This is a genomic window from Bradyrhizobium pachyrhizi (assembly GCF_029714545.1).
GTDB lineage: Bacteria > Pseudomonadota > Alphaproteobacteria > Rhizobiales > Xanthobacteraceae > Bradyrhizobium > Bradyrhizobium pachyrhizi.
Map to the genome: position 1 here is coordinate 5,500,346 of NZ_CP121667.1, position 24,003 is coordinate 5,524,348.

At 64.6% G+C, this 24,003-nt stretch carries 28 protein-coding genes; 5 read left to right on the forward strand and 23 right to left on the reverse strand.

Annotated features, from left to right (window positions below):
* Positions 1-66: 66 nt before the first annotated feature.
* Both QA639_RS26015 and QA639_RS26020 read right to left on the reverse strand, forming a co-directional pair.
* Entirely contained in the window at positions 67-1,281 is a 1,215-nt protein-coding gene (locus QA639_RS26015; protein WP_283087635.1) for an amidohydrolase family protein, read from the reverse strand.
* A gap of 115 nt (positions 1,282-1,396) precedes the next feature.
* Entirely contained in the window at positions 1,397-2,695 is a 1,299-nt protein-coding gene (locus tag QA639_RS26020) for an RluA family pseudouridine synthase (protein ID WP_283087636.1), read from the reverse strand.
* Between the two features lie 166 nt (positions 2,696-2,861).
* Between QA639_RS26020 and QA639_RS26025 the strand changes: the two genes are divergently transcribed.
* A complete protein-coding gene (locus tag QA639_RS26025) occupies positions 2,862-3,779 on the forward strand; it encodes an alpha/beta hydrolase (RefSeq protein ID WP_283087637.1) in 918 nt (305 codons plus the stop codon).
* 274 nt (positions 3,780-4,053) lie between these two features.
* Here the strand turns inward: QA639_RS26025 and QA639_RS26030 are convergent, their stop codons facing one another.
* Together QA639_RS26030 and QA639_RS26035 are read right to left on the reverse strand one after the other, a co-directional pair.
* A complete protein-coding gene (locus tag QA639_RS26030; protein WP_283087638.1) occupies positions 4,054-5,388 on the reverse strand; it encodes a replication-associated recombination protein A in 1,335 nt (444 codons plus the stop codon).
* Positions 5,385-6,743, reverse strand: a complete 1,359-nt coding sequence (locus QA639_RS26035) for a DegQ family serine endoprotease (RefSeq protein WP_428841187.1) — start codon at positions 6,741-6,743, stop codon at positions 5,385-5,387. The genes QA639_RS26030 and QA639_RS26035 overlap by 4 nt, the downstream gene beginning before the upstream one ends.
* Positions 6,744-7,084: 341 nt before the next feature.
* Here QA639_RS26035 and QA639_RS26040 point away from each other — a divergent pair, with 341 nt between their 5' ends.
* Positions 7,085-8,683 carry an OprO/OprP family phosphate-selective porin gene (locus QA639_RS26040; protein ID WP_028335472.1) on the forward strand — a complete coding sequence of 533 codons (1,599 nt, stop codon included), beginning with the start codon at positions 7,085-7,087 and terminating at the stop codon, positions 8,681-8,683.
* A 327-nt stretch (positions 8,684-9,010) separates the two neighbouring features.
* Here QA639_RS26040 and QA639_RS26045 read toward each other — a convergent pair whose 3' ends face one another.
* Complete coding sequence (locus QA639_RS26045; protein ID WP_028335471.1) at positions 9,011-9,388, reverse strand: winged helix-turn-helix transcriptional regulator; 378 nt, start codon at positions 9,386-9,388, stop codon at positions 9,011-9,013.
* Between the two features lie 118 nt (positions 9,389-9,506).
* On the opposite strand from QA639_RS26045, the gene QA639_RS26050 reads away from it, so the two are divergent.
* From QA639_RS26050 to QA639_RS26060, 3 genes are all read left to right on the forward strand, one after another.
* The gene (locus QA639_RS26050) at positions 9,507-10,520 is read left to right on the forward strand and encodes a zinc-binding alcohol dehydrogenase family protein (RefSeq protein ID WP_028335470.1); all 1,014 of its coding nucleotides are present in this window, start codon (positions 9,507-9,509) and stop codon (positions 10,518-10,520) included.
* A gap of 190 nt (positions 10,521-10,710) precedes the next feature.
* Entirely contained in the window at positions 10,711-11,790 is a 1,080-nt protein-coding gene (locus tag QA639_RS26055) for a phosphotransferase family protein (protein WP_283087640.1), read from the forward strand.
* Between the two features lie 52 nt (positions 11,791-11,842).
* Positions 11,843-12,970 carry an Rv3169 family protein gene (locus tag QA639_RS26060; protein WP_283087641.1) on the forward strand — a complete coding sequence of 376 codons (1,128 nt, stop codon included), beginning with the start codon at positions 11,843-11,845 and terminating at the stop codon, positions 12,968-12,970.
* A 101-nt stretch (positions 12,971-13,071) separates the two neighbouring features.
* Here QA639_RS26060 and QA639_RS26065 read toward each other — a convergent pair whose 3' ends face one another.
* The 18 genes from QA639_RS26065 to rplN form a co-directional block, all read right to left on the reverse strand.
* Positions 13,072-13,368, reverse strand: coding sequence for a DUF1330 domain-containing protein (locus QA639_RS26065; RefSeq protein ID WP_283087642.1), 297 nt, complete (start codon positions 13,366-13,368; stop codon positions 13,072-13,074).
* Between the two features lie 6 nt (positions 13,369-13,374).
* Complete coding sequence (locus tag QA639_RS26070; protein WP_283087643.1) at positions 13,375-14,169, reverse strand: SDR family NAD(P)-dependent oxidoreductase; 795 nt, start codon at positions 14,167-14,169, stop codon at positions 13,375-13,377.
* 320 nt (positions 14,170-14,489) lie between these two features.
* Positions 14,490-14,906 carry a 50S ribosomal protein L17 gene (rplQ, locus tag QA639_RS26075; protein WP_028335465.1) on the reverse strand — a complete coding sequence of 139 codons (417 nt, stop codon included), beginning with the start codon at positions 14,904-14,906 and terminating at the stop codon, positions 14,490-14,492.
* 120 nt (positions 14,907-15,026) lie between these two features.
* Complete coding sequence (locus tag QA639_RS26080; protein ID WP_035631062.1) at positions 15,027-16,058, reverse strand: DNA-directed RNA polymerase subunit alpha; 1,032 nt, start codon at positions 16,056-16,058, stop codon at positions 15,027-15,029.
* 119 nt (positions 16,059-16,177) lie between these two features.
* Entirely contained in the window at positions 16,178-16,567 is a 390-nt protein-coding gene (gene rpsK / locus QA639_RS26085; protein WP_006021048.1) for a 30S ribosomal protein S11, read from the reverse strand.
* 114 nt (positions 16,568-16,681) lie between these two features.
* Entirely contained in the window at positions 16,682-17,050 is a 369-nt protein-coding gene (rpsM, locus tag QA639_RS26090) for a 30S ribosomal protein S13 (RefSeq protein ID WP_016843766.1), read from the reverse strand.
* 189 nt (positions 17,051-17,239) lie between these two features.
* The gene (locus QA639_RS26095; protein WP_157348028.1) at positions 17,240-18,124 is read right to left on the reverse strand and encodes an adenylate kinase; all 885 of its coding nucleotides are present in this window, start codon (positions 18,122-18,124) and stop codon (positions 17,240-17,242) included.
* 71 nt (positions 18,125-18,195) lie between these two features.
* Positions 18,196-19,530, reverse strand: coding sequence for a preprotein translocase subunit SecY (gene secY / locus QA639_RS26100; RefSeq protein ID WP_028335463.1), 1,335 nt, complete (start codon positions 19,528-19,530; stop codon positions 18,196-18,198).
* A gap of 156 nt (positions 19,531-19,686) precedes the next feature.
* Positions 19,687-20,172 (reverse strand): 50S ribosomal protein L15, encoded by a 486-nt coding sequence (gene rplO / locus QA639_RS26105; protein WP_028339310.1) that lies wholly within the window; start codon positions 20,170-20,172, stop codon positions 19,687-19,689.
* 21 nt (positions 20,173-20,193) lie between these two features.
* Positions 20,194-20,385 (reverse strand): 50S ribosomal protein L30, encoded by a 192-nt coding sequence (rpmD, locus tag QA639_RS26110; protein ID WP_157348027.1) that lies wholly within the window; start codon positions 20,383-20,385, stop codon positions 20,194-20,196.
* Positions 20,386-20,422: 37 nt separating this feature from the next.
* Positions 20,423-20,998 (reverse strand): 30S ribosomal protein S5, encoded by a 576-nt coding sequence (rpsE, locus tag QA639_RS26115; protein ID WP_028335460.1) that lies wholly within the window; start codon positions 20,996-20,998, stop codon positions 20,423-20,425.
* 58 nt (positions 20,999-21,056) lie between these two features.
* Positions 21,057-21,416 (reverse strand): 50S ribosomal protein L18, encoded by a 360-nt coding sequence (gene rplR, locus QA639_RS26120; RefSeq protein ID WP_016843760.1) that lies wholly within the window; start codon positions 21,414-21,416, stop codon positions 21,057-21,059.
* Positions 21,417-21,427: 11 nt separating this feature from the next.
* Positions 21,428-21,961, reverse strand: a complete 534-nt coding sequence (gene rplF, locus QA639_RS26125) for a 50S ribosomal protein L6 (protein ID WP_024578581.1) — start codon at positions 21,959-21,961, stop codon at positions 21,428-21,430.
* Positions 21,962-21,975: 14 nt separating this feature from the next.
* The gene (gene rpsH / locus QA639_RS26130) at positions 21,976-22,374 is read right to left on the reverse strand and encodes a 30S ribosomal protein S8 (RefSeq protein WP_018272133.1); all 399 of its coding nucleotides are present in this window, start codon (positions 22,372-22,374) and stop codon (positions 21,976-21,978) included.
* Between the two features lie 14 nt (positions 22,375-22,388).
* A complete protein-coding gene (rpsN, locus tag QA639_RS26135; protein ID WP_016843757.1) occupies positions 22,389-22,694 on the reverse strand; it encodes a 30S ribosomal protein S14 in 306 nt (101 codons plus the stop codon).
* Between the two features lie 46 nt (positions 22,695-22,740).
* Positions 22,741-23,298: a 50S ribosomal protein L5 gene (rplE, locus tag QA639_RS26140; protein WP_016843756.1), complete on the reverse strand. Its 558-nt coding sequence runs from the start codon at positions 23,296-23,298 to the stop codon at positions 22,741-22,743.
* Positions 23,291-23,605, reverse strand: coding sequence for a 50S ribosomal protein L24 (rplX, locus tag QA639_RS26145; protein WP_016843755.1), 315 nt, complete (start codon positions 23,603-23,605; stop codon positions 23,291-23,293). The genes rplE and rplX overlap by 8 nt, the downstream gene beginning before the upstream one ends.
* Positions 23,605-23,973: a 50S ribosomal protein L14 gene (gene rplN, locus QA639_RS26150; protein ID WP_011473865.1), complete on the reverse strand. Its 369-nt coding sequence runs from the start codon at positions 23,971-23,973 to the stop codon at positions 23,605-23,607. The genes rplX and rplN overlap by 1 nt, the downstream gene beginning before the upstream one ends.
* Positions 23,974-24,003 lie beyond the last annotated feature (30 nt).

Genomic DNA, 24,003 nt, shown 5'->3' on the forward strand with positions numbered 1-24,003 from the left:
AGCAACGGTTCAAGTGAACGCACCAAGCGTCAACGCTGCCCCCGCGATGCGAGTTCCCCGCCCTCGTCACGGCTTCTGGTAGATCACGTGACCGGCACGGATGGTACTGCTTACCTTCGCAAGATTGCCGACGTCGCCGAGCGGATCGCCGTCGAGCACCACGAGATCGGCGTCGAAGCCCTGCTCCACCCGTCCCTTCTTCGCGGCCTTGAAGAACCGCGCCGGATTGGTCGTCAGCGAGGCCAGCACCTGCCGCTCCGACAACACGCGGTGCATCATCTGAAATTCCTGCGTGGTGTCGTACAGCGTGGTGAAGCCGACATCGGTGCCGAACAGCACCGTGCCGCCATTCTCCGAAAATTGCTTGAGCTGGTTGACGGTCGAAGCCACCAGACGATTGGTGACGTTCGGATCGAGCACCACGGTGGTGAACAGCGACAGTGTGGGAACGAGCGCAGTCCCATTTGCCTTGAACCGCGCCAGCTGATCCGCGGTGTAGCTGGGTTCGCCGGGTGTGGTGTGCGCGAGCACGTCGACGCCGGACTCGATCACCGTCTCGACACCGACCTTGTTCTGCGGATGCGCGAACACCGGTCGGCCCTGCGCATGCGCGACGTCGACAGCGGCCTTGGCGATTGCAGGGTCCATGTTGACAACAGGCTTGTCCCCCATGAACGCCCCGGTGAACAGCTTGATGCCGTCCTCGCCCATCGCGAGCCAGTCGCGCGCCCATTTCGTTGCCTCCTCCGGCGTCGCGACTTCAGGAAGCTGCACTTCGCGCGGGATGTAGACGGGGTGCCCGCCCTTCGGGAAGATGTTGCCGGCGAGCAGGATGTTGGGGCCGGCGACTTCGCCCGCGGCGATGCGCTTGCGCAGCGGCAACGTGTCGCTCGGATCGGAGCCGAGATCCCAGACCGTGGTAAAACCCCAGCGCGTCAGCATCTCCTGCATGTGCTGCGTCAGCGCCGCGGGCGGCGCAGCGCCGGCGTTGCGCCAGACTTTCTGCGTGAAATGGACGTGGCTGTTCCAGAAGCCGGCGACGATGGTCTTACCGCTGCAATCGATCACGCGGGCGTCCGGCGGCGCCTGGATGTCGCCGGACTTGCCGACCGCGCTGATGACGCCGTCGGTCATCACGATCACCGCATCCGGCAGCGCTTCCGCATCGGCCGATGCGTAAAGCGTGCCGCCGCGGAGCACGATGGTCTCGGCCTGCGCCGTCACCGAGGCGATAGCTGAGCCAATCAGGAAAAGCGTGACGCGCAGCCAGGTGCCGATCATGGAGAGTCTCCGTTGCAGGCCGGCAAAGGCCGGCGCGCGAAGATAGCCGCAAGGCGCAGAGCCGTTTGATCGTTGTTGCTGTCCGCGACGGATATTGGAGGCCGCGCTCCGCCCGTCACTCCTCGGGCGCGTTCTCGATCGGGTCGAAGCGGTCGGCCTCGAGTCCGAGCAGATTCCAGGATTGCAGCATGTGCGGCGGCAGCGGCGCGGTGGCATCGATCACGCCGCCGCGCGGGTGCGGAATCACGATACGGCGGGCGAGCAGATGCAGCCGGTTCTGCAAGCCGCCGGGCAGCTGCCAGTTCTCCTTGTTGAAGTATTTCGGATCACCGACGATGGCGTGATCGATATGCGCCATGTGGGCGCGCAATTGATGGGTGCGGCCGGTCACCGGCTTGAGCGACACCCAGGCGAGCTTGGTCGCCGAGGTCTCGACCACGGCATAATATGTCACGGCGTGGCTCGCGCCCTCGTCACCATGCTCGGCGATCCGCATGATGCTGTCCTCCTCGCTCTCCTCCTTGGCGAGATAGGTCGAGATGCGGCCCTGCTTCGGCTTCGGCACGCCGGCGACCAGCGCCCAGTAGATCTTGCGCGCGGAGCGATGGCGGAATGCGCCGGTGAGATGCGTGGCAGCGAAACGCGTCTTGGCGACCAGAAGGCAGCCCGAGGTCTCGCGGTCGAGCCGGTGCACCAGCCGCGGCTTCTGCCCCTTGGCGTCGCGCATCACCTCGAGCATCTGGTCGACATGGCGGGTCATGCCGGAGCCGCCCTGCACGGCGAGACCGGCCGGCTTGTTCAGCACCAGCACGTCGTCGTCCTCGTACAGCGTCATGTCCTTCAGCGCCTGCAGCGTCTTCGCCTCGGCCTCGGAGAGCGTGCCGGCCGTCTTCGGCGTATCAAGCCGCAACGGCGGGATCCGCACGCTCTGGCCCCCCTCGAGCCGGTCCTTGGAATCGGCGCGCTTGCCGTTGACCCTGAGTTCGCCCTTCCGGACGATGCGCTGGATGTGGGAGAACGACAGGCCGGGAAACCGTGCCTCGAGGAAACGGTCGACGCGCATGCCGTTCTCGTCGGCGGTGACGACAACAGTCTGAACCTTGGTCGGCAATGGCTGTTCGGCCGCGGCAGTCTTCGACATGGCGGGCTCAGCCCGCTCCTGCCGGTCGCGGCGCGGCTCGGCAAAGCGCGGTGGCTTTCCGGCCGCATGGTGCGCGAACGGACGGTCGCCGGTCTTGCGCTCACCGGACTTGCGCTCACCGAGCTTGCGATCGTCCGGCTTGCGGCCGCGCGGCGCCGATCCGCTCTTACCATGATCCTTGCCACGATCGCCGGCGCGGTCCCGTTCGCGGCCCTTGTCGCGCCCTTTGGCGCGGTCGCCCGGCGATGTGGTTCTCTTGATACGGCGGCTCATGGTGATTTTTCGGCTCCAGACCTGCATTGTGCCTAGCGCAAATGCCGCGAATCGTCACGGCGAAATCGGTGTGAATCCGGCGCAAGATCGGCCATGTTCGGCCGCATACGGCAATCGACGGGGCCCTGAAATGAGACTGGCGATATCGGCTTTGGCGGCGGCCCTGATGCTCACGGACCCTGCGCTCGCCCAGCAAAGCCCGATGTCCGAAGCCACGATGCCGGACGATCTGGCCTGGAAGCTCTTGGAACTCGGCCGCGTCATCGACCCACCCAAGACCGCCGCACTCTACGCGCCGTTGCAACAGAAGGAGCCCTATCAGGGCGTCAAGGTCGAGCGCGACCTCAAATACGGCCCCGCCGACCGCCATCTGCTCGACGTGTTCACGCCGGAGACGGCGGCGCCCGCACGACCCGTGCTGATCTACATCCACGGCGGCGGCCTCATTGCGGGCAACAAGCGCGCGCCCGGCAGCCCGTTCTACGACAACATCATGCTGTGGGCGGTGAAGAACGGTTTCGTCGGCGTCAATGCCACCTATCGCCTGGCGCCGGCCTCTCCATGGCCGGCAGGCGCGGAGGACGTCGGTGCGATCGTGCAGTGGGTTGCGGAAAACATCGCCTCCCGCGGCGGCGGGCCCAGGCGCATCTTCCTGATGGGCCAGTCGGCCGGCGCGATCCATGTCGCGAGCTATGTCTCCCATGGCGAATTCCACAAGGTGAAGGGCGGCGGGCTTGCCGGCGCGATCATGGTGTCGGGCCTCTATGATCTGACGGCCTCGCCGGCCGGCGACGCCGAGCTCGCCTATTACGGCTCCGACCCCTCGCGCTATGCCGAACGCTCCTCGCTGCAAGGTCTGGTCGGAAGCCCGATCCCGTTCCTGATCACCGCGGCCGAGCTCGACCCGCCGCGCTTCGTCGAGCAGTTCGAGCTCATGAAGCGGGCCAGCTGCAAGCGGCCAAGCGGCTGCGCGCGCAGCTTCATGCTGCCGCAGCACAGCCACATGTCGGAGGTCTATGCGATCAACACGCCGGACACGCGGCTGACGGATGAGATCCTGGAATTCGCAAAGAGCGTCAAGTGACGCGCCAAAGCAATACGAAGTTATGGGCCGTCGCAGCGGGCGCTGCCAAAATATCGAAAACAACCCCATGCAAAGTAGCCGGCGGCGGCCGGCGTTGCACGAAGCAACTTGACACGTCGGGCAACTCAGGGATACCCTTCTAATATTCCGAAATCATACAAGTGTTGCTCGCCCCTAGGCTGTTGCATATGGCATTTGCGGGCTTCTGCAACCGACGCTTCCACGCCGCAGGTGGAAACGGGAACGCACGTTACTCGCGGCCGCGACCCAATCTCTAGCTCCCGCCGCGCTCCTTGCGCAGCCGCTGCCAGTAATCCAGCCGCTTGCGGATCTCGCGCTCGAAGCCGCGGTCGGGCGGATCGTAGAAGGTCTGGCGACCCAGCGCTTCCGGGAAATAGTCCTGGCCGGAGAACGCGTCGGGCGCGTCGTGATCATATTGATAGCCGGTGCCGTAACCCTCCGACTTCATCAGTTTGGTCGGCGAATTCAAAATGTGCTTCGGCGGCAGCAGCGAGCCGCCCTGCTTCGCGGTCTGCATCGCGGCGCCGAACGCGGTGTAGACCGCGTTCGATTTCGGCGCGGTGGCGAGATAGACCACGGCCTGCGCGATCGCGAGCTCACCTTCCGGCGAGCCGAGGAAATCGTAGGCATCCTTGGCGGCGTTGCAGACCGCCAGCGCCTGCGGATCGGCAAGGCCGATGTCCTCGACCGCCATGCGCACCACGCGCCGCGCCAGGAACAGCGGATCCTCGCCGGCATCGAACATGCGCGCGAGATAGTACAGCGCCGCATCCGGATCGGAGCCGCGCACCGACTTGTGCAGCGCCGAGATCAGATTGTAATGGCCGTCGGCCGACTTGTCGTAGATCGGCGCGCGGCGCTGCAGGATGGCCTGCAACTGCTCGGCGTTGAACACCTCGCCCTTGCGGGCGGCGCGCCAGACCTCTTCGGCCAATGTCAGCGAGGCGCGGCCGTCGCCGTCGGCCATCCGCACCAGCACGGCGCGCGCCTCGGCATCGAGTGGCAGCTGCTTGCCCTCGATCTTCTCTGCATTGGCAAACAGTTTCTCGATCGCCGCCGTATCGAGCGAGTGAAACACCAGCACGCGGGCGCGCGACAAAAGCGCCGCGTTGAGCTCGAAGGACGGATTCTCCGTGGTGGCGCCGACCAGCACCACCGTGCCGTCCTCCATCACGGGCAGGAAGGAATCCTGTTGCGCGCGGTTGAAACGATGCACCTCGTCGACGAACAGCAGCGTGCCCTTGCCGGTCTCGCGGCGGGCACGCGCGGCATCGAACGCCTTCTTGAGATCGGCGACGCCGGAGAACACCGCGGAGATCTGCTCGAAATGCAGCTCGGTGGCGTCGGCCAGAAGCCGCGCCACGGTGGTCTTGCCGGTGCCGGGCGGTCCCCAGAACACCAGCGAGCCCAGCGTGCGCGTCTCCAGCATCCGCGTCAGCGCACCGTCGGGGCCGAGGATGTGATCCTGGCCGACGACATCGGCCAGCGTCCGCGGACGCAGCCGGTCTGGCAGCGGGTGCGGCGCGTCCTGCTCCATCCCCGCCGCGGCGAAGAGATTGCTGGCTTCGTGCGGTCGCTTTGGGCTCATCCGCCGAGCGTCACGTTGATCTGCTGGCCGCCACGCACCAGCGTGATGCGCCAGACCCGCGACCCCGTTTTCGAGGCCTTCTCGAGGTCGCTGGTCCGCGCAATCTTCTCGTTGTTGACCACGAGAATGATGTCGCCCTTCTGGAAGCCGACGTTGGCGGCGGTGCCGTCATCGGCCAGTTCGGTCACCACGACGCCCTCAGCGCCCGCGTCGAGATGCAGCTCATCGGCCAGCGCCGGCGAGATATTGGCGACCCTGGCGCCCTGGAACGGCGAGCGCGCGGTCAGCACGATCTCGTCGCGATTGGTATCGGGCGCGGTCTCCAGCGGCACGGTAAGCTTCACCGGCTTGCCGGCGCGCTGCACCTCGATCTCCGCGTTGCCGCCGAGCGGACGGGTCGCGAAGCGGTAGTCGAACGCGTTGGGATCGTCGATCGGCGTGCCGTCGATCCCGATGATCAGGTCGGAGAGCTTGAGCCCGGCCTTCGCCGCCGGGCTGTTCGGCGCGACATTGGCGACCAGCGCACCGCTCGGCAGCTTCAGTCCCAGCGTCTCCGCGATCTCAGGCGTGACCGCCTGCAGCCGCGCGCCGAGCCATGGCCGCTTCACCGCCTTGCCGCCGCTCTTGGCCGAGGCCACCACCACCCGCACCATGTTGGCCGGAATCGCAAAGCCGATGCCCTGCGAGCCGCCGGAGCGCGAGAAGATCGCGGTGTTGATGCCGGCGAGCCGGCCGGTCATGTCTACCAGCGCGCCGCCCGAATTGCCGGGATTGATCGCCGCGTCGGTCTGAATGAAGAATTGATAATCCGTGATCCCGACTTGAGTACGTGCCAAAGCCGAGATGATGCCGTGCGTCACGGTCTGGCCGACGCCGAATGGATTGCCGATCGCCAGAACGACGTCACCGACCTGCAGCTGGTCGGAGTTGGCGAAGTCGAGCGTTGCGAATTTTTCCTTGTTGGTGTTCTTCAGCCGCAGCACCGCAAGGTCCGTGCGGCTGTCCTTCAGCACGATCTCGGCCTCGTATTCGCGCTTGTCGGCGAGCGAGACCTTCACCTGGTCGGCGCCCTCGATCACGTGATTGTTTGTGACCACGAGGCCGGAGCCGTCGACCATCACGCCGGAGCCGAGCGAGCGCTGCATCTGCTCGGGCTGCTGTCCCGGCACGCCGAAGAAGCGGCGAAAAATCGGATCGTCCAGGAACGGATTGCGGTTCTGTACGGTCTTGGCGGCGTAGACATTGACCACCGCCGGCTGCACCCGCTGCACGATCGGCGCATAGGACAATTGCAGCTCGGCCTGCGAGGACGGCACGCGGCGATCCTGGGCCGCGGCTGCGGAAAGATTCCACATGAAGGCCAACGTGCACAGAGCGGATACGGCAACAAAGCGGACAGGTCGGAGCATTCTCACCTCTCGTGGAAACGCCGGAATATAGGCGTGTTCGCCGGGCAATTGAAGGGCGCCCGGCCGGATAACTGGCCCCCCGCCGGACCGGTGCACAACCCGCGGCAGCCGCGTTGAAGCGCGCCGCCAAGCTTCTATGATGGCTGTCATCTCACTGCGCCGCTCCGCTTGTTGCCTGCGGACCACAAGCGGAACTGCGATGCCCGGAAGCACTGTCGTGCGTCAGTCACGATACGCTCCTAGGACCGTTCAGTGAGTGGGGACTTCAAACACAACAGGGGTGCACGATGGGTGCGACAAAAGTTGGTGCAATCGCCATAGGCCTGGCAGGGGCGCTCGCCGCCTCGCCGGCCTATTCACAATCGGCCGGAGGCGGCAGCGATGCGGAGATCGCGCTACTGAAGCAGCAGCTGAAGATGCTCGAACAGAAGCTCGACAGACTGCAGAAGCAGACCAACGCCAATACCGCAACCGCCGCCAGCGCGAACGCCAATGCGAAGGCGGCGGATGCCAAGGCCGCGCGAGTGGCGAGCGCCAACGCCGCGATCCCGGTGAAAGGCCCGGTCGCGCCGTCCGGCGTCGTTGTGACGATGCCGAACAACCGGCCGACGATCTGCACCGCGGACGAACAGAACTGCGTTGCGATCACGAGTCGCGTGCATTGGGATGTCGGCGGCTACGACTATCGTCCGAACACCGCAGGCACCTCGCCGCAGAAGCTCGACAGCGGCGAGAACGTCCGCCGCGCGCGCATCGGCATCGTCGGCAAATTCTTCGGCGACTGGAATTACTCGCTGATCTACGATTTCGGCGGCTCGTCCGACGGCTTCGGCGGCGCGGCACCGGGATCGCTGCCCGGCGGCGGCACCTCGGGCATCGAGAATGCGTATCTGAGCTACACCGGCTTCAAGCCGTTCGGCGGCAAGATGGCGATCGAAGGCGGCATCATGGACGTGCCGTGGACGCTCGACGAAGCGACCAGCTCCAACGACATCCTGTTCATGGAGCGCGCCTCGGTCGGCATCATCGCCCAGAACATCGCCGCCGGTGACTTCCGTTCGGCCGCCGGCACCCGCTGGTGGAACGACCAGTTCTGGATCGGCGGCTATGTCACCGGACCAACGTCGGGCGCCATCCACTCCGCGTCCTCCGCCTCGCCGGCCGGCACGTCCGAGCAGTATGGCGGGGTCATCCGCGTCGCCGGCAATCCGATCAGCGGCAAGAACTATTCGGTGCACATCGGCGCCGATGCGGAATGGCTGGTGCAGCCGCCACGCAACCAGCTCACGCAGGCGCAGACGCTCACGCTCAGCGACCGGCCCGAGCTGCGCATCGATCCGACCACGCTGATCTCGACCGGTGCGATCGCCAACGTCTCCGGCGCGCAGGTCTACGGCGTCGAGGCGGCGGCGACCTATGGCCCGTTCATCGCGCAAGGCGAATATTACTGGTTCAATGTCGACCGCTCGGCGAACACGGGGCTGCCGCCATTCGGCGCGCCGAGCCTGAAGTTCGACGGCGGTTACGCGCAGGTCGGCTACGTGCTGACCGGCGAGAACCACGCCTACAACCCGGCGACGGCCTCCTATAGCGGGATCAAGCCGCATGATCCGTTCTCGCTCGCCGGCGGCGGCTGGGGCGCCTGGGAAATCGCCGGCCGCGTCAGCACGATGGACCTCAACGATCAGATCGCGCAGGCGGTCGGCGTCGCGGGCGGACGGCAGACCATCTACACCGCCGCGCTGAACTGGTACGTCAACAACAACGTCCGCTTCATGCTGAACTACCTGCACGGCGATATCGCCAAGCAGGCCTCGGCGACCTCGGCTGCGGACGTCGGCTCGAAGTTCGACGCGGTCGCGCTGCGCACGCAGGTTGCGTTCTGAGCTGATCGGAGCGGCCGTCAAGATCAACGGCCGGGAGCGACACCGCTCCCGGCCGTTACGCGCTGCCGAAATATCGAAAACAACCCATGCAAAGGAGCCGGCGGCAAAAGAACTTCGTCGTCCCGGACAAGCGCAGCGAAGCGGAGCGCAGATCCGGGACCCATAACCACAGGATCTGGCTTGACGAAGACTCGTGGTCGCTCGCCCGCGCCACAACCGCTCCCTGGGGTTATGGGTCCCGGCCTACGCCGGGACGACACCGAACTTTTCATTTGCGAGTGACCTGCCCCTCGGCGCGTGGCCGGCCTGATTCAATTCAAACTTGAGCTACGCCGCGCGCTTCTTCTTCACGACGACCTCCGGCGCCGGTGCGCAGGACAGCCGCTCCTGATGGCCCTCGCCCCAGGCTTTCAGAATATCGATCACCGGGCGCAGGCTCTCGCCGAGTTCGGAAAGCGTGTATTCGACGCGTGGCGGCACCTCGGCATAGACCTTGCGGATCACGAGGCCATCGTCCTCGAGCGCGCGCAGCTGCTTGGTCAGCATGCGCTGGGTGATGCCGGGCATCCGCTTCCGCAGCTCGCCGAAGCGCTGGGTGCCGGCCTGCAAGTGGTAGAGGATCACGCCCTTCCATTTGCCGTCGATCAGGTCGAGCGCCGCCTCGACCGCGCAGCCCGGCCGGCGCGCAAAATTCTGCCGTTTCATCCAGTATTTTCCCAATAGTATACAAACAGGGACTAGTTCCCTGTTTTTACAGTACTTGCCAAATGGACGCCAGCGCGACAGTTAATCGGCAGGCAATCGCCCACCACGGAGACCAGGCATGAAGGCCGTCGGATACCAAAAATCGCTGCCGATCGAGGCGGCGGACTCTCTCGTCGATTTCGAGATCGCCAAGCCCGAGCCGAAGGGGCGCGACATCCGCGTCGCGGTGAAGGCCATCTCGGCCAATCCGGTCGACTACAAGGTGCGCAAGCGCGCCGCGCCGACCGACGGCGGATACAAGATCCTCGGCTTCGACGCGGCCGGCGTGGTCGACGCGGTCGGGCCCGACGTCTCGCTCTTCAAGCCCGGCGACGAGGTGTTTTACGCGGGCTCGATCCTGCGCCAGGGCACCAATTCGGAATTTCATCTGGTCGATGAACGCATCGTCGGCAACAAGCCGGCGTCGCTGTCCTTCGCGCAGGCCGCCGCCCTGCCCCTGACCTCGATCACCGCGTGGGAGCTGCTGTTCGACCGGCTCGGCGCGGTGCCGGGCAAGAGCCTCGACCCGCGCACGCTTCTGATCACCGGCGGCGCCGGCGGCGTCGGCTCGATCCTGATCCAGCTTGCGCGCCGCCTCACCGGGCTGACCGTGGTCGCGACCGCGACGCGGCCGGAGTCGCAAAAGTGGTGCCGCGATCTCGGCGCCCATGCGGTGATCGACCACTCGCAGCCGATGAAGGAGCAGATCGAGAGCTTGAGGCTGCCGCCGGTCGGCCTCGTCGCCAGCCTCACCTTCACCGACCAACACTACAAGTCGATCGCCGACTTCATCGCGCCGCAGGGCAAGTTCGGCCTGATCGACGATCCGCCGGAGTTCAACGTCGCCGCCTTCAAGGGCAAGGCGGTGTCGGTGCACTGGGAATCGATGTTCACGCGCTCCTCGTTCCAGACGCCCGACATGATCGCGCAGCATCATCTGCTCAACGATGTCGCCGACCTGATCGACAAGGGCGTGCTGCGCACCACGCTCGACCAGACCTTCGGTACCATCAACGCCGCCAACCTCAAGCGCGCCCACGCTCTGCTGGAAAGCGGCAAGTCACGCGGCAAGATCGTGCTCGAGGGTTGGTAAGGCTCCTCACGTCCGCTTCCTCATGCCCGGGGCAACATCCCGGGCATGATATCCCCACAGGCCGGCGGGTGGCTTTGCCAAAGCCACGGCATCGCCTGTATGATTTGCGCAACGATCACCCCGTCCTCAATCCGGCCGCGCAGGACGCAGCCGGAGCTGTGGTGACGCCCACGGGGATGGGAGGAAACCGATGAATTTGCTCACGGCCGATCCGTCGCGGATCGATCCGGAGTGGATGACGCGGGCGCTGCGCGAAGCCGGTGTGATCGATCGGGTCAGAGTCGTCGATCTCGCCTGCAAGCCGGTCGGCAACGGCCTCGTCGGCGACAGTTATCGATTTCGTCTGACCTATGACGGTGACGAGCCGAACGCTCCCCTGAGCGTCGTCGGCAAATTCCCTGCTGCAGATCCCGACAGCCGCCGCTCCGGCTCCGCGCACACGCTTTACGTCCGCGAGGTCGCGTTCTATCGCGAGCTGGCCGCCACCGTCGCCATTCACACGCCCCGGCCGATTCTTGCCGAAATCGATCCGGCGACCGACGACTTCACGCTGATCCTGGAAGACCTCGCGCCCGCACGTCCGGGCGATCAACTCGCCGGATGCTCGATCGCCGACAGCCAGATGGCCATGACCGAGGCCGCGGCGTTGCATGCGCCGCGATGGAATGACCCGAGCCTCGATGCGGTGCAATGCTTCGTGGTGGCCGCAAGCCGGCGCAGAGACCTTCGCGCGGTGCTGCCCGGCATCATCGGTCACTACAAGGAGCGATATCGCGGCGTGATCGAGCCGGAATTCCTTGATCTGATCGACCGGCTTCCGGACGCCCTATTGCGCTATCAGTCCGATCGGTCGGCGCCGCGAACCCTGCAGCATGCGGACTTCCGGCTCGACAACATGCTGTTCGATGTGCGCGGCAACACCCGGCCGATGGCGACGCTGGACTGGCAGACGCTGACAGTGGGCCCGGGAATCGTCGACGTCGCCTATTTCCTCTCGGCCGGCATCGACCCGATCGAACGACGGCTTCATGAGGCCGACCTGGTGCGGCTCTATCATTCGGAACTGATCCGGCGCGGCGTGCGGGACTATGACTGGGATCGTTGCTGGCGCGATTACCGGCGCTACACGCTGCACGGCATCATGATGGGCGTCGTCTCCGCGCTCAGCGTCCAGCGCTCCGAACGCGGCGACGCGCTGTTCCTGAAAATGACCCGCGGCGCCTGCGCGCAAGCGCTGGACCACGACAGTTTTTCATACTGGCAGGACTGACGCGCTTTCGAGCGAAGTGGATTCAACGCGTCAGGCATCGAAAGGGATCGGCGTGCTCAACAAACTGGACGATTTCCCCATCCACCAGACGCCGGAGCCGATCGCGGTTCCCTCGACCAGCGACCGCAATGTCTATGACCGGACCTGGTTCAACGGCTACACCGCCGACGGCGCGTATTATTTCGGGATCGGCATTGCGATCTACCCGCACCGCAAGATCCTCGATTGCGCCTTCAGCGTCGTGGAACGCGGCGGACGGCAGCACTGCTTTTACGGTTCGCGGCGGGCCCCGATCGAGCGCACCGAGATGCAGGTCGGTCCGTTCAGGCTCGAAGTGCTCGAGCCGATGCTGCGGACCCGGGTGGTGCTCGACGACAATGCGACGGGCCTCGCCTGCGACCTGACCTTCTCTGCGCGCACCGCCGCGATCCAGGAAGCGCGCCAGACGCTTTGGTCGGGCGGCCGCCGCGCGATGGATTCGACCCGGTTCGACCAGTTCGGCCGCTGGAGCGGCGTCATCAACCACCCCGATGGCGGGATCAAGGTCGACGATCGCACCTGTTACGGCACCAAGGATCGGTCCTGGGGCGTGCGCAATGTCGGCGAACGCGACGTCGGAGGCGCGCCGATGCCGCCGCCGAGCGTGTTCTTCCTCTGGGCGCCGCTGGTCTGGGACGACCACATCTCGCACGCGATCTTCTTCGACGGGACGCAGGGCGAGGCGCTGGTCCGCGAGGGCATCACCGCGCCGCTCTACCGAAGCGAGGCCGAGATCCCCGGCGTGGTCGACGGCCTCGACCGCCGCATGGCGACCGCGCGGCATCGCGTCAAATACGTGCCGAACACCCGGCTCGCGCAGTCGGCTGAAATCGACCTCGTCGATATCGACGGCCACACCACGACCATCGCGCTCGACCCGATGCTCAAATTCCAGATGAAGGGCCTCGGCTACGGCCATCCGCAGTGGGGCCAGGGCATGTGGAAGGGCGAGCTCGAGATCGGCGGCGAGTCGTTCGATCCATCGACGCTCGATCCGCTGGCCCGCGAGAATGTGCACGTGCAGCAGGTGGTCCGCGCCCGCCAGAGCGGCCAGACCGGAATTGGCGTGCTGGAGCAGATTTGCTTCGGTCCCTACCGTCCCGCAGGCTTCAGCGAATTCCTGGACGGCGCGAAGGGATAGCTAGAGCATGATCCGGAAAAGTGCGAAGCGGTTTTCCGAAAAGATCATGCTCAAACAAAGAGCTAAGGCGCGATGACGATTCAACCTAATCTCATCGCGCTTTAGATCGGCGGCACGCCCTCGACGAACAGCAGGCGTCGCTCCAGCGCGGTTGCACGCAGCTTCAACGCTTCGGCGTATTCCGGTGACGCGTACCATTCGCGCAGGCGCGCCATGGTCGGAAATTCGACGATGACGATCGCGTTCGGTGGTGGACCGCCCTCCACCACCTCGACTGTGCCGCCGCGCACGACATAGCGCCCGCCATATTGTGCGATGGTGTTCGCCGCCAGCGTCCGATAGGCCTCGAACGCCGCGGCGTCCCGCATCTCGACCTCGGAGATCACATAGGCCGGCATGCGGCCTCATGCGATCGTGTTGACGATGCCGCCTTCGGCGCGCAGCGCGGCGCCGTTGGTCGCGGATGCCTGCTTGGAGCAGACATAGACCACGAGATTGGCGATCTCCTCGGTGCTGGCGAAGCGCTGCAGCAGCGAGGTCGGCCGGTGCTGCTTGACGAAGTTGGAGGCGGCCTCTTCGACCGATTGGCCGTTCTGCTTGGCGAGATCCTTGACGAAGGTCTCGACGCCTTCGGACATGGTCGGTCCGGGCAGCACGGAGTTGACGGTCACGGCGGTGCCTTTGGTCAGCTCGGCGAGGCCGCGCGCGATCGCAAGCTGCGCGGTCTTGGTCATTCCGTAGTGAATCATCTCGGTCGGAATGTTGAGGCCGGACTCCGAGGAAATGAAGACGATGCGGCCCCAGTTGCGCTTCAGCATGCCCTGCATGTAGCCGCGCGACAGCCGCACGCCCGACATCACGTTGACCTCGTAGAAGCGGCTCCAATCCTCGTCGGGAATGTCGAAGAACGGCTTCGGCTCGAAGATGCCGGCATTGTTGACGAGGATGTCGACCTCGGGCAGCGCCGCGAGCAGCGCCTTGCAGCCCTCTGCTGTCGAGACATCAGCGGCGATGCCGCGGACCTTCGCGTCGGGCACCGCTTTGGCGATCGCCGTAATCGCGGCATCGACCTTGGCCTGACCGCGGCCGTTGACGACGACCTCGGCGCCGGTTTCGGCCAGCCCCCTTGCAATGGCATTGCCGATGCCCGCGGTCGAGCCGGTCACCAGCGCAGTTTTTCCGGAAAGGTCGATTTTCATCTGTCATCTCCATTGATGTCGATGGAAATATCGTGCGCGGCGTGCAGCGCCGCAATTGCATCTCACCGACGCGTGAGGAAGTAGAACACGCCTCGTCGTGCTGGCGAAAGCCAGGACCCATTACCACCGCATTCGATTGTGAACGCGACCGTTGCCCCATCGCCGTGCAACAATGAGCAGTTGGGGTAATGGGTCCTGGCTTTCGCCAGGACGACGACGGGGATAGAGCGACGCCACCAAAACAAAAACGGCGCCCGAAGGCGCCGCTTTCAAAACCTGGCTCGAGAGAGAGCGGCCTGCGCCGCCTCAGCGAGAGCGGCTTACGCCGCCTCGGCTTCCTTGTCCTGCGTCGGACCGGAGTCCTGGCCCTTGGCGTCGACGTCGCGGTCGACGAACTCGATCACGGCCATCGCCGCGTTGTCGCCGTAGCGGAAGCCGGCCTTGATGATGCGGGTGTAGCCGCCCTGGCGGTCCTTGTAGCGGGTCGCCAGCGTGTCGAACAGCTTCCTGACCTGGTCGACGTCGCGCAGCTCCGAGATCGCCTGGCGGCGCAGGGCGAGGCCGCCCTTCTTGCCGAGGGTGACGAGCTTCTCGACGATCGGCCGCAGCTCCTTGGCCTTCGGCAGCGTGGTGACGATCTGCTCGTGCTTGATCAGCGCGGCCGCCATGTTGGCGAACATCGCACGCCGGTGCTCGGCGGTGCGGTTGAGCTTCCGATGAACCTTGCCGTGACGCATTGACTTCTTCCTTCTTCAATTCTGCCGCGGTGGTTCAGCGACAAGTTTTGCAGGTGGGCATCCTGCGTTCGCCCGGTAGAATCATGGCCGGGACAGCCCGGCCATGATGATGGAATCGGATCAGTAGTGATCCTCGAAGCGCTTGGCGAGCTCGTCGATGTTCTCCGGCGGCCAGCCCGGCACTTCCATGCCGAGGTGCAGACCCATCTGGGCCAGCACTTCCTTGATCTCGTTCAGCGACTTGCGGCCGAAGTTCGGGGTGCGGAGCATTTCCGCTTCCGACTTCTGCACGAGGTCGCCGATGTAGACGATGTTGTCGTTCTTCAGGCAGTTTGCCGAACGCACCGACAGCTCGAGTTCGTCGACCTTCTTGAGGAACGCCGGGTTGAACGCGAGATCGGGGATGATCTCCTGCGTGACTTCCTTGCGCGGCTCTTCAAAGTTGACGAACACGTTGAGCTGATCCTGCAGGATGCGCGCGGCGTAGGCCACCGCGTCCTCCGGCGTGATCGCGCCGTTGGTCTCGATCGTCATGGTCAGCTTGTCGTAGTCGAGGATCTGGCCCTCACGGGTGTTCTCGACCTTGTAGGAGACCTTGCGGACCGGCGAGAACAGGCTGTCGACCGGGATCAGGCCGATCGGAGCATCCTCGGGACGGTTGCGCTCGGCGGCGACATAGCCCTTGCCGGTCGTGACCGTGAACTCCATGCGGATCTCGGCGCCGTCGTCCAGCGTGCAGAGCTGCAGGTCGGGGTTGAGCACCGTGACATCGCCGACGGTCTGGATGTCGCCGGCGGTGACGGCGCCCGGGCCCTGCTTCTTCACGACCATGCGCTTCGGGCCTTCGCCCTGCATCTTGATCGAGATGTCCTTGATGTTGAGGACGATGTCGGTGACGTCTTCACGGACACCGGCGATCGAGGAGAACTCGTGCAGCACGCCGTCGATATGCACCGACTGCACCGCCGCGCCCTGCAGCGAGGACAACAGGATGCGGCGCAGCGCGTTGCCGAGCGTCTGGCCGAAGCCACGCTCGAGCGGTTCGGCGACCACGGTGGCGAACCGGCTCGCGTCCGAGCCGGGCGTCACCTGCAGCTTGTTCGGTCGAATGAGTTCTTGCCAATTTTTCTGGATCGTCACTGTTTCACCCATTTGCCGGTCATAGGGCCAAATCGAATGGCCGAACCCGGCGTTGGAGATCGCGGATCAGTCCGCGCGGTCAATTCCAAAAACCATCGCAGGGCGGCCAGAGGCCGCCCGCGACTTACAGATCAAACGCGCCGACGCTTGCGCGGACGGCAGCCATTGTGCGGGATGGTGGTCACGTCGCGGATCGAGGTGACGGTGAAGCCCGCAGCCTGCAGCGCGCGGAGCGCCGACTCACGGCCCGAACCCGGGCCGGCCACTTCAACCTCCAGCGTGCGCATGCCGTGTTCCTGCGCCTTCTTGGAGACGTCTTCGGCCGCGACCTGCGCGGCATAGGGGGTCGACTTGCGCGAGCCCTTGAAGCCCATGGTGCCGGCCGACGACCAGGCGATGGTGTTGCCCTGCGCGTCGGTGATGGTGATGGTCGTGTTGTTGAACGACGAATTCACGTGCGCGATGCCGGAGGCGATGTTCTTGCGTTCGCGGCGGCGTACGCGGGTGGCTTCCTTGCCCATTTCAAACCTTTCCTGTGATCTCGACGCCGCCGTAGTGCCAGCGGCTACACCTCAAAACGCAAATGGCGAGTAGCGAATTTCCATTCGCTACTCCCCACCTGCAATTCGCAAAACTTACTTCTTCTTGCCGGCGATCGCCTTGGCCGGCCCCTTGCGCGTGCGCGCATTGGTGTGGGTGCGCTGGCCGCGCACCGGCAGACCGCGGCGATGACGCAGGCCGCGGTAGCAGCCGAGGTCCATCAGCCGCTTGATGTTGATGCCGACCTCACGACGGAGGTCGCCCTCGACCAGATAGTCGCGGTCGATCACTTCGCGGATCTGCAGGACTTCCTGGTCGGTCAGCTGGTTGACGCGACGGTCCACCGGGATCTTGACCTTCTCCATGATGTCGGCCGCGTTCTTCTGGCCGATGCCATGGATGTACTGAAGCGCGATCAGGACGCGCTTGTTGGTAGGAATGTTCACGCCGGCAATACGGGCCACGGACTTCTCTCCTGTCGCCGATCCATCACGGATTCGGGCTTCTCAAGTTCTTGCTCTCTCGGGCTTGTGTCCACAAACGCGAACACGACGCCCTCCCCTCATGTCCTTCGGGGCCCGGCATCGTCATAAAACTATCCAACTTGGATGCGGGGCTTATTAAAGGATTCATGTCGGTTTCGTCAACCGCTCCTAGCGTTTAGCTCGCTTTTTCGTGAGCTTTTTTGCCGCCTTTTTGGCGGTCTTTGCTCCGTTGCGGGCTTTCGCGGCGCGGGCGGCCGTCTTTACCGCCTTCTTCGCGGCTTTCTTCACGGTTTTCTTGGCCGCCTTGGCCTTGGAGGGCGCCTTGGCAACCTTCCGGGCCGATTTGGCGGCCTTTTTGGCTGATTTAGCTACCTTCTTGGCCGGCTTCTTACTGGCCTTCATGGCCGCCTTGGCGGCCTTCTTGGCTGACTTGGGGGCGTGATCCTCGTGTTCCTTCGGTTCCAGCGCGCCGAGCGCGGTCAGGATCCGGTTGATCTCGCGGGTGACGTGCTCGATGGTCATCATGCCATCGACCGTCAGCAGCTTCCGCCGCTCCGAATAATAGTGAATCAGCGGCTCCGTCAGCGAACGGTACTGCGCCAGGCGCTTGGTCAGCACTTCCGGCGTGTCGTCGAGGCGGACTTCCTCGCCGCGCGCGCGGGTTTCCTCGGCACGCTTCTCAACGCGGGCGAGCAGCGCGCTCTCGTTGACGCGGAGCTCAACCACCGCGTCGAGCTTGAGGTGCTTTTTCCGGAGCAGATCGTCGAGCGCCTCGGCCTGCGGCACGGTGCGCGGGAAGCCGTCGAGAATGAAGCCCTTCTTGGCATCGGGCTCCTCGATTCGGTCGGCGATGATTCCCACCACCACCTCGTCGGGAACCAGGCCGCCATTGGCCATGATCTCCTTGGCCTGCAAGCCGATCGGCGTGCCCGCGGCGACCGCAGAGCGCAGCATCTCACCGGTCGAGAGCTGGACGATGCCGTGCTTGTGCACCAGCCGCTGCGCCTGGGTTCCCTTGCCCGAGCCCGGCGGCCCCAAAAGGATCAATCTCATATCTGTTTCGCCCCCCGGCTAGGTGGGCGACGTCCGCACACCTGTGTTTTGAGTTCGAAGCCGAGCCGCGATCAGCGGCGGCGGCCCCCCCTGAGCTTCGACTTCCTGATCAGCCCTTCATACTGATGAGCGAGCAGATAGCCCTGCACCTGCGACACCGTATCCATCGTCACGCTGACGACGATCAACAGCGACGTGCCGCCAAAGTAGAACGGGACCGATGCGTAGGAAATCAGAATTTCAGGAATCAGGCAGACGATCGCGAGATAGAGCGCGCCGAGCACCGTGATGCGCGACAGCACATAGTCGATATACTCGGCGGTGCGCTCGCCCGGCCGGATGCCCGGGATGAAGCCGCCATGCTTCTTCAGATTGTCCGCGGTCTCGGTCGGATTGAACACGATCGCAGTGTAGAAGAACGCGAAGAACACGATCAGCGCGAGATACATGAACAGGAACAGCGGCCGGCCGTGGCTGAGCTGGGTCGTGATCCACTGGAACCATTCCGGCCCCTTGCCGGCGTTGAAGTTCGCGACCGTGGTCGGCAGCAACAGCAGCGACGAGGCGAAGATCGGCGGAATCACGCCCGAGGTGTTGAGCTTGAGCGGCAGATGCGAAGACTGGCCCTCGAACATCTTGTTGCCGACCTGGCGCTTCGGATACTGGATCAAAAGCCGGCGCTGCGCGCGCTCCATGAAGACGATGAAGGCGATCACGGCGACCGCCATCACGATGACGATCAGGATCAGGCCGGTCGACATCGCACCCTGGCGGCCGAGTTCCAGCATGTTGGCGAGCGCCGACGGCAATTCGGCGACGATGCCGGCCAGGATGATCAGCGAAATACCGTTGCCGATGCCGCGCGAGGTGATCTGCTCGCCGAGCCACATCAGGAACATGGTGCCGCCGGTCAGCGTGATCGCGGTCGAGATCCGGAAGAACATGCCGGGGTCGCTGACGACATTGCCGGCGCCTTCGAGGCCGATCGCGATGCCGTAGGACTGGAACAGCGCCAGGATCACCGTCAGATAGCGGGTGTACTGGTTCAGCGTCTTGCGGCCCGCCTCGCCTTCCTTCTTGAGCGCCTCGAGCTGCGGCGACACGGTGGTCAGGAGCTGCACGATGATCGATGCCGAGATGTACGGCATGATGTTGAGCGCGAAGATCGCCATGCGGTGGATGCCGCCGCCGGCGAACATGTTGAACATGCCGAGGATGCCGCCGGACTGGCTGCGGAACACCTGCTCCCAGATGTTCGGATCGATGCCGGGCAGCGGGATGTAGGTGCCGAGCCGATAAACAAGCAGCGCACCTAGGGTGAACCAGATGCGCTTCTTCAGCTCGTCGGCTTTCGCCAGCTGTCCGAAATTGAGGTTGGCGGCAAGTTGTTCGGCTGCTGAGACCATGTTTCGGCTTTCTCCCGGAGCCCCATTCGCCGGCGCCCCCAAAGAGATCAACTCCCTGGGCGCCGGCAGACACCGGACATTATCTGGTGCTCGGCCTCGATAAGTCCATCATTCGATCTGCGGATTGCCCGCGCGTCGCGGGCAATGACGCAGATGTTACGCCGCCTCGCCTTCTTCCTTGGCGGGGGCCAGGATCTTGACCGAGCCGCCGGCCTTCTCGACAGCGGCAATGGCCGACTTGGAAGCGCCGTGCACCTCGATGGTCAGCTTGGTCTTGATCTCGCCGCGGCCGAGCAGCCGCAGGCCGTCCTTGGCGCGGCGCAGCACGCCGGCCTTGACCAGCGATTCGACGTTCACCGTCGCGCTCGCATCGACCAGCTTGTTGTCGATCGCTTCCTGCAGACGGTCGAGATTGATCTCGGCGAAGTCGAGCCGGAAGATGTTGTTGAAGCCGCGCTTCGGCAGACGGCGATGCATCGGCATCTGGCCGCCTTCGAAACCCTTGATGCGGACGCCCGAACGCGCGGTCTGGCCCTTGCCGCCGCGGCCCGAGGTCTTGCCCTTGCCGGAACCGATGCCACGGCCGACACGCATGCGCTTCTTGCGCGAGCCGGCGTTGTCGGCGATATCGCTGAGCTTCATCGCCCTTCTCCTTATCTCTGCTTACTCGCCGACGACGCGGACGAGATGCTGAACCTTGCTGATCATGCCGCGAACTTCAGGGGTATCCTGCAGCTCGGCAATCCGGCCGATCTTGTTGAGCTTGAGGCCGATCAGCGTCGAACGCTGCGAGTGATGGCGGCGGATTGCGCTGCCGATCTGCTCGACCTTGATGGTCTTGCTGGCCTTGGCCATGACAGTAACTCCGAATAGCGCTTCGAGAAGCGCGTTGTTATTCCGCCACCACTTCGGCGTCGCCGCCGACGCGGCGCGACTGCAGGGTGGAGACCTTGATGTTGCGGCGCGCAGCCACCGAACGCGGCGAATCCTGATGCTTCAGCGCATCGAACGTCGCGCGAACCATGTTGTAGGGATTCGACGAGCCGATCGACTTCGCCACCACGTCCTGGACACCGAGCGTCTCGAACACCGCGCGCATCGGGCCGCCGGCGATGATGCCGGTACCGGCCGGAGCGGCACGCAGGTAGACGCGGCCGGCGCCGTGACGGCCGGCGATGTCGTGATGCAGCGTGCGGCCTTCGCGAAGCGCGACGCGCGTCAGGTTGCGCTTCGCCGATTCGGTCGCCTTGCGGATCGCTTCCGGAACTTCGCGCGCCTTGCCGTGGCCGAACCCGGCCCGGCCCTTCTGGTCGCCGATCACGACCAGCGCCGCAAAGCCGAAGCGCTTGCCGCCCTTGACGACCTTCGCCACGCGATTGATGTGGACGAGCTTGTCGACGAACTCGCTATCGCGCTCCTCGCGCTCCCTGCTCCGTTCGCGTCCGCCGCGTTCGCGTTCACCTGCCATGGTGTTTTCCAATCTCTAGGAGGCCTTGCGCCTCTTTCCTCGTAATCGTTCGTAAAGTTTAGAAGCTCAATCCGCCTTCGCGCGCCGCATCCGCGAGCGCCTTGACGCGCCCGTGATAGATGTAGGCGCCGCGATCGAACACGACTTCCTTGACGCCCTTCTGCGCCGCGCGCTCGGCGAGCAGCTTGCCGACCGCCTTGGCCGCATCGATATCGGCGCCGGTCTTGCCGGCGTCGCGCATGGTCTTCTCCAGCGACGAGGCGGAAGCGAGCGTCTCGCCCTTCTGGTCGTCGATGACCTGGGCGTAGATGTGCTTGGACGAGCGGAACACCGACAGCCGCGGACGGCCGCCTGCCGAGCGGCGAAGCGCAAGGCGCACGCGCTGCTTGCGCCGGGCATTCGTAACCTTGAGTGACATGACCGGCTCCGTTACTTCTTCTTGCCTTCCTTGCGGAAGATGAATTCGTTGGCGTACTTCACGCCCTTGCCCTTGTAGGGCTCCGGCGGACGGTAGGCGCGGATCTCGGCGGCGACCTGGCCGACGCGCTGCGGATCGTTGCCGGTGATCGTGATCTCGGTCGGCTTCGGCACCGCGATGGTGATGCCTTCCGGGATCGCGTACACCACGTCGTGGCTGTAGCCGAGCGCGAGCTGCAGGTTCTTGCCCTGCATCGCGGCACGGTAGCCGACGCCGGTGATCTCGAGCTTCTTCTCGAAGCCTTTGGTGACGCCCTCGACGAGGTTGGCGACCTGCGCGCGCGCGGTGCCGTACATCGCCTGCGCGCGGTTGGTCTTGACCCGCGGAGCAACCTTGACCTGGCCGTTCTCGAACTTCACCTCGACGTCGTCATGCACGACGAACTGAAGCTGGCCCTTCGGCCCCTTCACCTTGACGGTCTGACCTTCGACGGTCGCCGTCACACCCGACGGGATCGCCACCGGCCTTTTGCCGATACGTGACATCGTAAAATCCTTCCTCAGAACACCGTGAAGAGAACTTCGCCGCCCACGTTGGCGTCGCGCGCCTGGTGGTCAGCCATGATTCCCTTCGGCGTCGACAACACCGAAATGCCGAGACCGTTGTTCACGCGCGGCAGGTTCTTCACCGAGGCGTAAACGCGGCGGCCCGGCTTCGACACCCGCTCGATCTCGCGGATGACGGGCTCGCCGTCGAAATACTTCAGCTCGATCTCGAGCTCGCTGCGGCCCGAGGCATGCTCGACGCTGGCGTAGCCGCGGATGTACCCCTCGGACTTCAGCACCTCGAGCACGTTGGCGCGCATCTTCGAGCCGGGGCTCGAGACCTTGGACTTGGAGCGCATCTGCGCGTTGCGGATGCGGGTGATGAGATCGCTGATCGGATCGTGCGTAGACATTGTTCCGACCCTCCTTACCAGCTCGACTTCACGAGGCCGGGAACCAGGCCCTTGGAGCCGAGTTCACGCAGCGCGATGCGCGAGAGCTTGTTCTTGCGATAGTTCGAGCGAGGACGCCCGGTCAGCTCGCAACGGTTGCGGATGCGCGTCGGCGACGAGTTGCGCGGCATCTCGGCGAGCTTCAGCGTCGCCGCGAAGCGCTCTTCCATCGGCTTGGTCTTGTCGGCGATGATCGCCTTCAGCTTCTCGCGGCGCGGGCCGGCGTTCTTCGCCATCCGCTTGCGCCGGTTGTTCTTCTCGACTGAACTCTTCTTTGCCATGCTTGGCTCCTGGGTATCCGCGTTTGAGTGGCTTTGGCTCAGCTACTCACTGCCGGAACGGGAAATTGAAAGCGGTCAACAAGGCGCGCGCCTCGTCGTCGGTCTTGGCGGTGGTGCAGACCGTGATGTCCATGCCACGCGCTTCCGAGACCTTGTCGAAGTCGATCTCGGGGAAAATGATGTGCTCCTTGATGCCGAGCGAATAGTTGCCGCGGCCGTCGAAGCTCTTCGGGTTCAGGCCGCGGAAGTCGCGGACGCGGGGCAGCGCCACGTTCACCAGGCGGTCGATGAACTCGTACATATGGGTCTTGCGCAGCGTGACCTTGCAGCCGATCGGCTGGTTCTCACGCAGCTTGAAGGTCGCGATCGCGATCCGCGAATAGGTCACGATCGCCTTCTGGCCGGCGATCTGGGTCAGCTCGGCGGCGGCGGTCTCGGCCTTCTTGCGGTCGTTGACGGAGTCGCCCACGCCCATGTTGAGCACGACCTTATCGAGGCGCGGCACCTGCATCACGTTGGCATAACCGAACTTCTCGGTCATCATGCCGCGGATCTTCTTGTCGTACTCCGCGCGCAGACGCGGCGTGTAAGCTGTATCAGCCATCGATCTCTGCTCCCGAGCTCTTGGCAACACGAACCTTCTTGCCATCGGCCTGAATCTTGAACCCGATGCGGGTCGGCTTTCCGTCCTTGCCGACATACGCAATGTTCGAAAGGTCGATCGGCATCTCCTTGGAGATGATGCCGCCTTCCTGGGTCTGGGTCTGCTTCTGGTGACGCTTCACCATGTTGATGCCGCGAACGAGAGCCTTGTTCTCGTCCGGACGCACCTCGAACACCTCGCCGGTGCGACCCTTGTCGCGGCCGGTGAGCACCATCACCTTGTCGCCCTTGCGGATCTTGGCAGCCATCACAGCACCTCCGGCGCAAGCGAAATGATCTTCATGTGGTTCTTGGCGCGCAGCTCGCGCGGCACCGGCCCGAAGATACGGGTGCCGACCGGCTCGGACTGATTGTTGATCAGCACGGCGGCGTTGCGGTCGAAACGGATGACCGAACCGTCGGCGCGGCGGATGTCCTTGCGGACCCGGACCACGACGGCCTTCATCACGTCGCCCTTCTTCACCTTGCCACGCGGAATGGCTTCCTTGATCGACACAACGATAACGTCGCCCACGGTGGCATAGCGGCGCTTGGAACCTCCAAGAACCTTGATGCACATGACACGGCGTGCGCCTGAATTATCGGCCACGTCGAGGTTGGTCTGCATCTGAATCATTGATGCACCTCGTCCTCTTTCTGCGCTTTA

What these genes read in the sequence shown, in the direction of transcription:
- rplO (WP_028339310.1), bottom strand. Translation starts at nt 20,172, where the DNA reads ATGAAGCTCAGCGATATCGCCGACAACGCCGGCTCGCGCAAGAAGCGC.
- QA639_RS26030 (WP_283087638.1), bottom strand. Translation starts at nt 5,388, where the DNA reads ATGAGCCCAAAGCGACCGCACGAAGCCAGCAATCTCTTCGCCGCGGCG.
- QA639_RS26035 (WP_428841187.1), bottom strand. Translation starts at nt 6,743, where the DNA reads ATGTGGAATCTTTCCGCAGCCGCGGCCCAGGATCGCCGCGTGCCGTCC.
- QA639_RS26020 (WP_283087636.1), bottom strand. Translation starts at nt 2,695, where the DNA reads ATGAGCCGCCGTATCAAGAGAACCACATCGCCGGGCGACCGCGCCAAA.
- rplQ (WP_028335465.1), bottom strand. Translation starts at nt 14,906, where the DNA reads ATGCGTCACGGCAAGGTTCATCGGAAGCTCAACCGCACCGCCGAGCAC.
- rpmD (WP_157348027.1), bottom strand. Translation starts at nt 20,385, where the DNA reads ATGGCCAAGGCCAGCAAGACCATCAAGGTCGAGCAGATCGGCAGCGCA.
- rplE (WP_016843756.1), bottom strand. Translation starts at nt 23,298, where the DNA reads ATGGCTGATACAGCTTACACGCCGCGTCTGCGCGCGGAGTACGACAAG.
- QA639_RS26025 (WP_283087637.1), top strand. Translation starts at nt 2,862, where the DNA reads ATGCTCACGGACCCTGCGCTCGCCCAGCAAAGCCCGATGTCCGAAGCC.
- rplN (WP_011473865.1), bottom strand. Translation starts at nt 23,973, where the DNA reads ATGATTCAGATGCAGACCAACCTCGACGTGGCCGATAATTCAGGCGCA.
- QA639_RS26045 (WP_028335471.1), bottom strand. Translation starts at nt 9,388, where the DNA reads ATGAAACGGCAGAATTTTGCGCGCCGGCCGGGCTGCGCGGTCGAGGCG.
- rpsK (WP_006021048.1), bottom strand. Translation starts at nt 16,567, where the DNA reads ATGGGCAAGGAAGCCACCCGCGTACGCCGCCGCGAACGCAAGAACATC.
- QA639_RS26015 (WP_283087635.1), bottom strand. Translation starts at nt 1,281, where the DNA reads ATGATCGGCACCTGGCTGCGCGTCACGCTTTTCCTGATTGGCTCAGCT.
- rplX (WP_016843755.1), bottom strand. Translation starts at nt 23,605, where the DNA reads ATGGCTGCCAAGATCCGCAAGGGCGACAAGGTGATGGTGCTCACCGGC.
- QA639_RS26070 (WP_283087643.1), bottom strand. Translation starts at nt 14,169, where the DNA reads ATGAAAATCGACCTTTCCGGAAAAACTGCGCTGGTGACCGGCTCGACC.
- QA639_RS26080 (WP_035631062.1), bottom strand. Translation starts at nt 16,058, where the DNA reads ATGGGTGAAACAGTGACGATCCAGAAAAATTGGCAAGAACTCATTCGA.
- rpsE (WP_028335460.1), bottom strand. Translation starts at nt 20,998, where the DNA reads ATGGCAGGTGAACGCGAACGCGGCGGACGCGAACGGAGCAGGGAGCGC.
- rpsH (WP_018272133.1), bottom strand. Translation starts at nt 22,374, where the DNA reads ATGTCTACGCACGATCCGATCAGCGATCTCATCACCCGCATCCGCAAC.
- rpsN (WP_016843757.1), bottom strand. Translation starts at nt 22,694, where the DNA reads ATGGCAAAGAAGAGTTCAGTCGAGAAGAACAACCGGCGCAAGCGGATG.
- QA639_RS26055 (WP_283087640.1), top strand. Translation starts at nt 10,711, where the DNA reads ATGAATTTGCTCACGGCCGATCCGTCGCGGATCGATCCGGAGTGGATG.
- secY (WP_028335463.1), bottom strand. Translation starts at nt 19,530, where the DNA reads ATGGTCTCAGCAGCCGAACAACTTGCCGCCAACCTCAATTTCGGACAG.
- rplR (WP_016843760.1), bottom strand. Translation starts at nt 21,416, where the DNA reads ATGTCACTCAAGGTTACGAATGCCCGGCGCAAGCAGCGCGTGCGCCTT.
- QA639_RS26065 (WP_283087642.1), bottom strand. Translation starts at nt 13,368, where the DNA reads ATGCCGGCCTATGTGATCTCCGAGGTCGAGATGCGGGACGCCGCGGCG.
- QA639_RS26095 (WP_157348028.1), bottom strand. Translation starts at nt 18,124, where the DNA reads ATGAGATTGATCCTTTTGGGGCCGCCGGGCTCGGGCAAGGGAACCCAG.
- QA639_RS26040 (WP_028335472.1), top strand. Translation starts at nt 7,085, where the DNA reads ATGGGTGCGACAAAAGTTGGTGCAATCGCCATAGGCCTGGCAGGGGCG.
- QA639_RS26050 (WP_028335470.1), top strand. Translation starts at nt 9,507, where the DNA reads ATGAAGGCCGTCGGATACCAAAAATCGCTGCCGATCGAGGCGGCGGAC.
- rplF (WP_024578581.1), bottom strand. Translation starts at nt 21,961, where the DNA reads ATGTCACGTATCGGCAAAAGGCCGGTGGCGATCCCGTCGGGTGTGACG.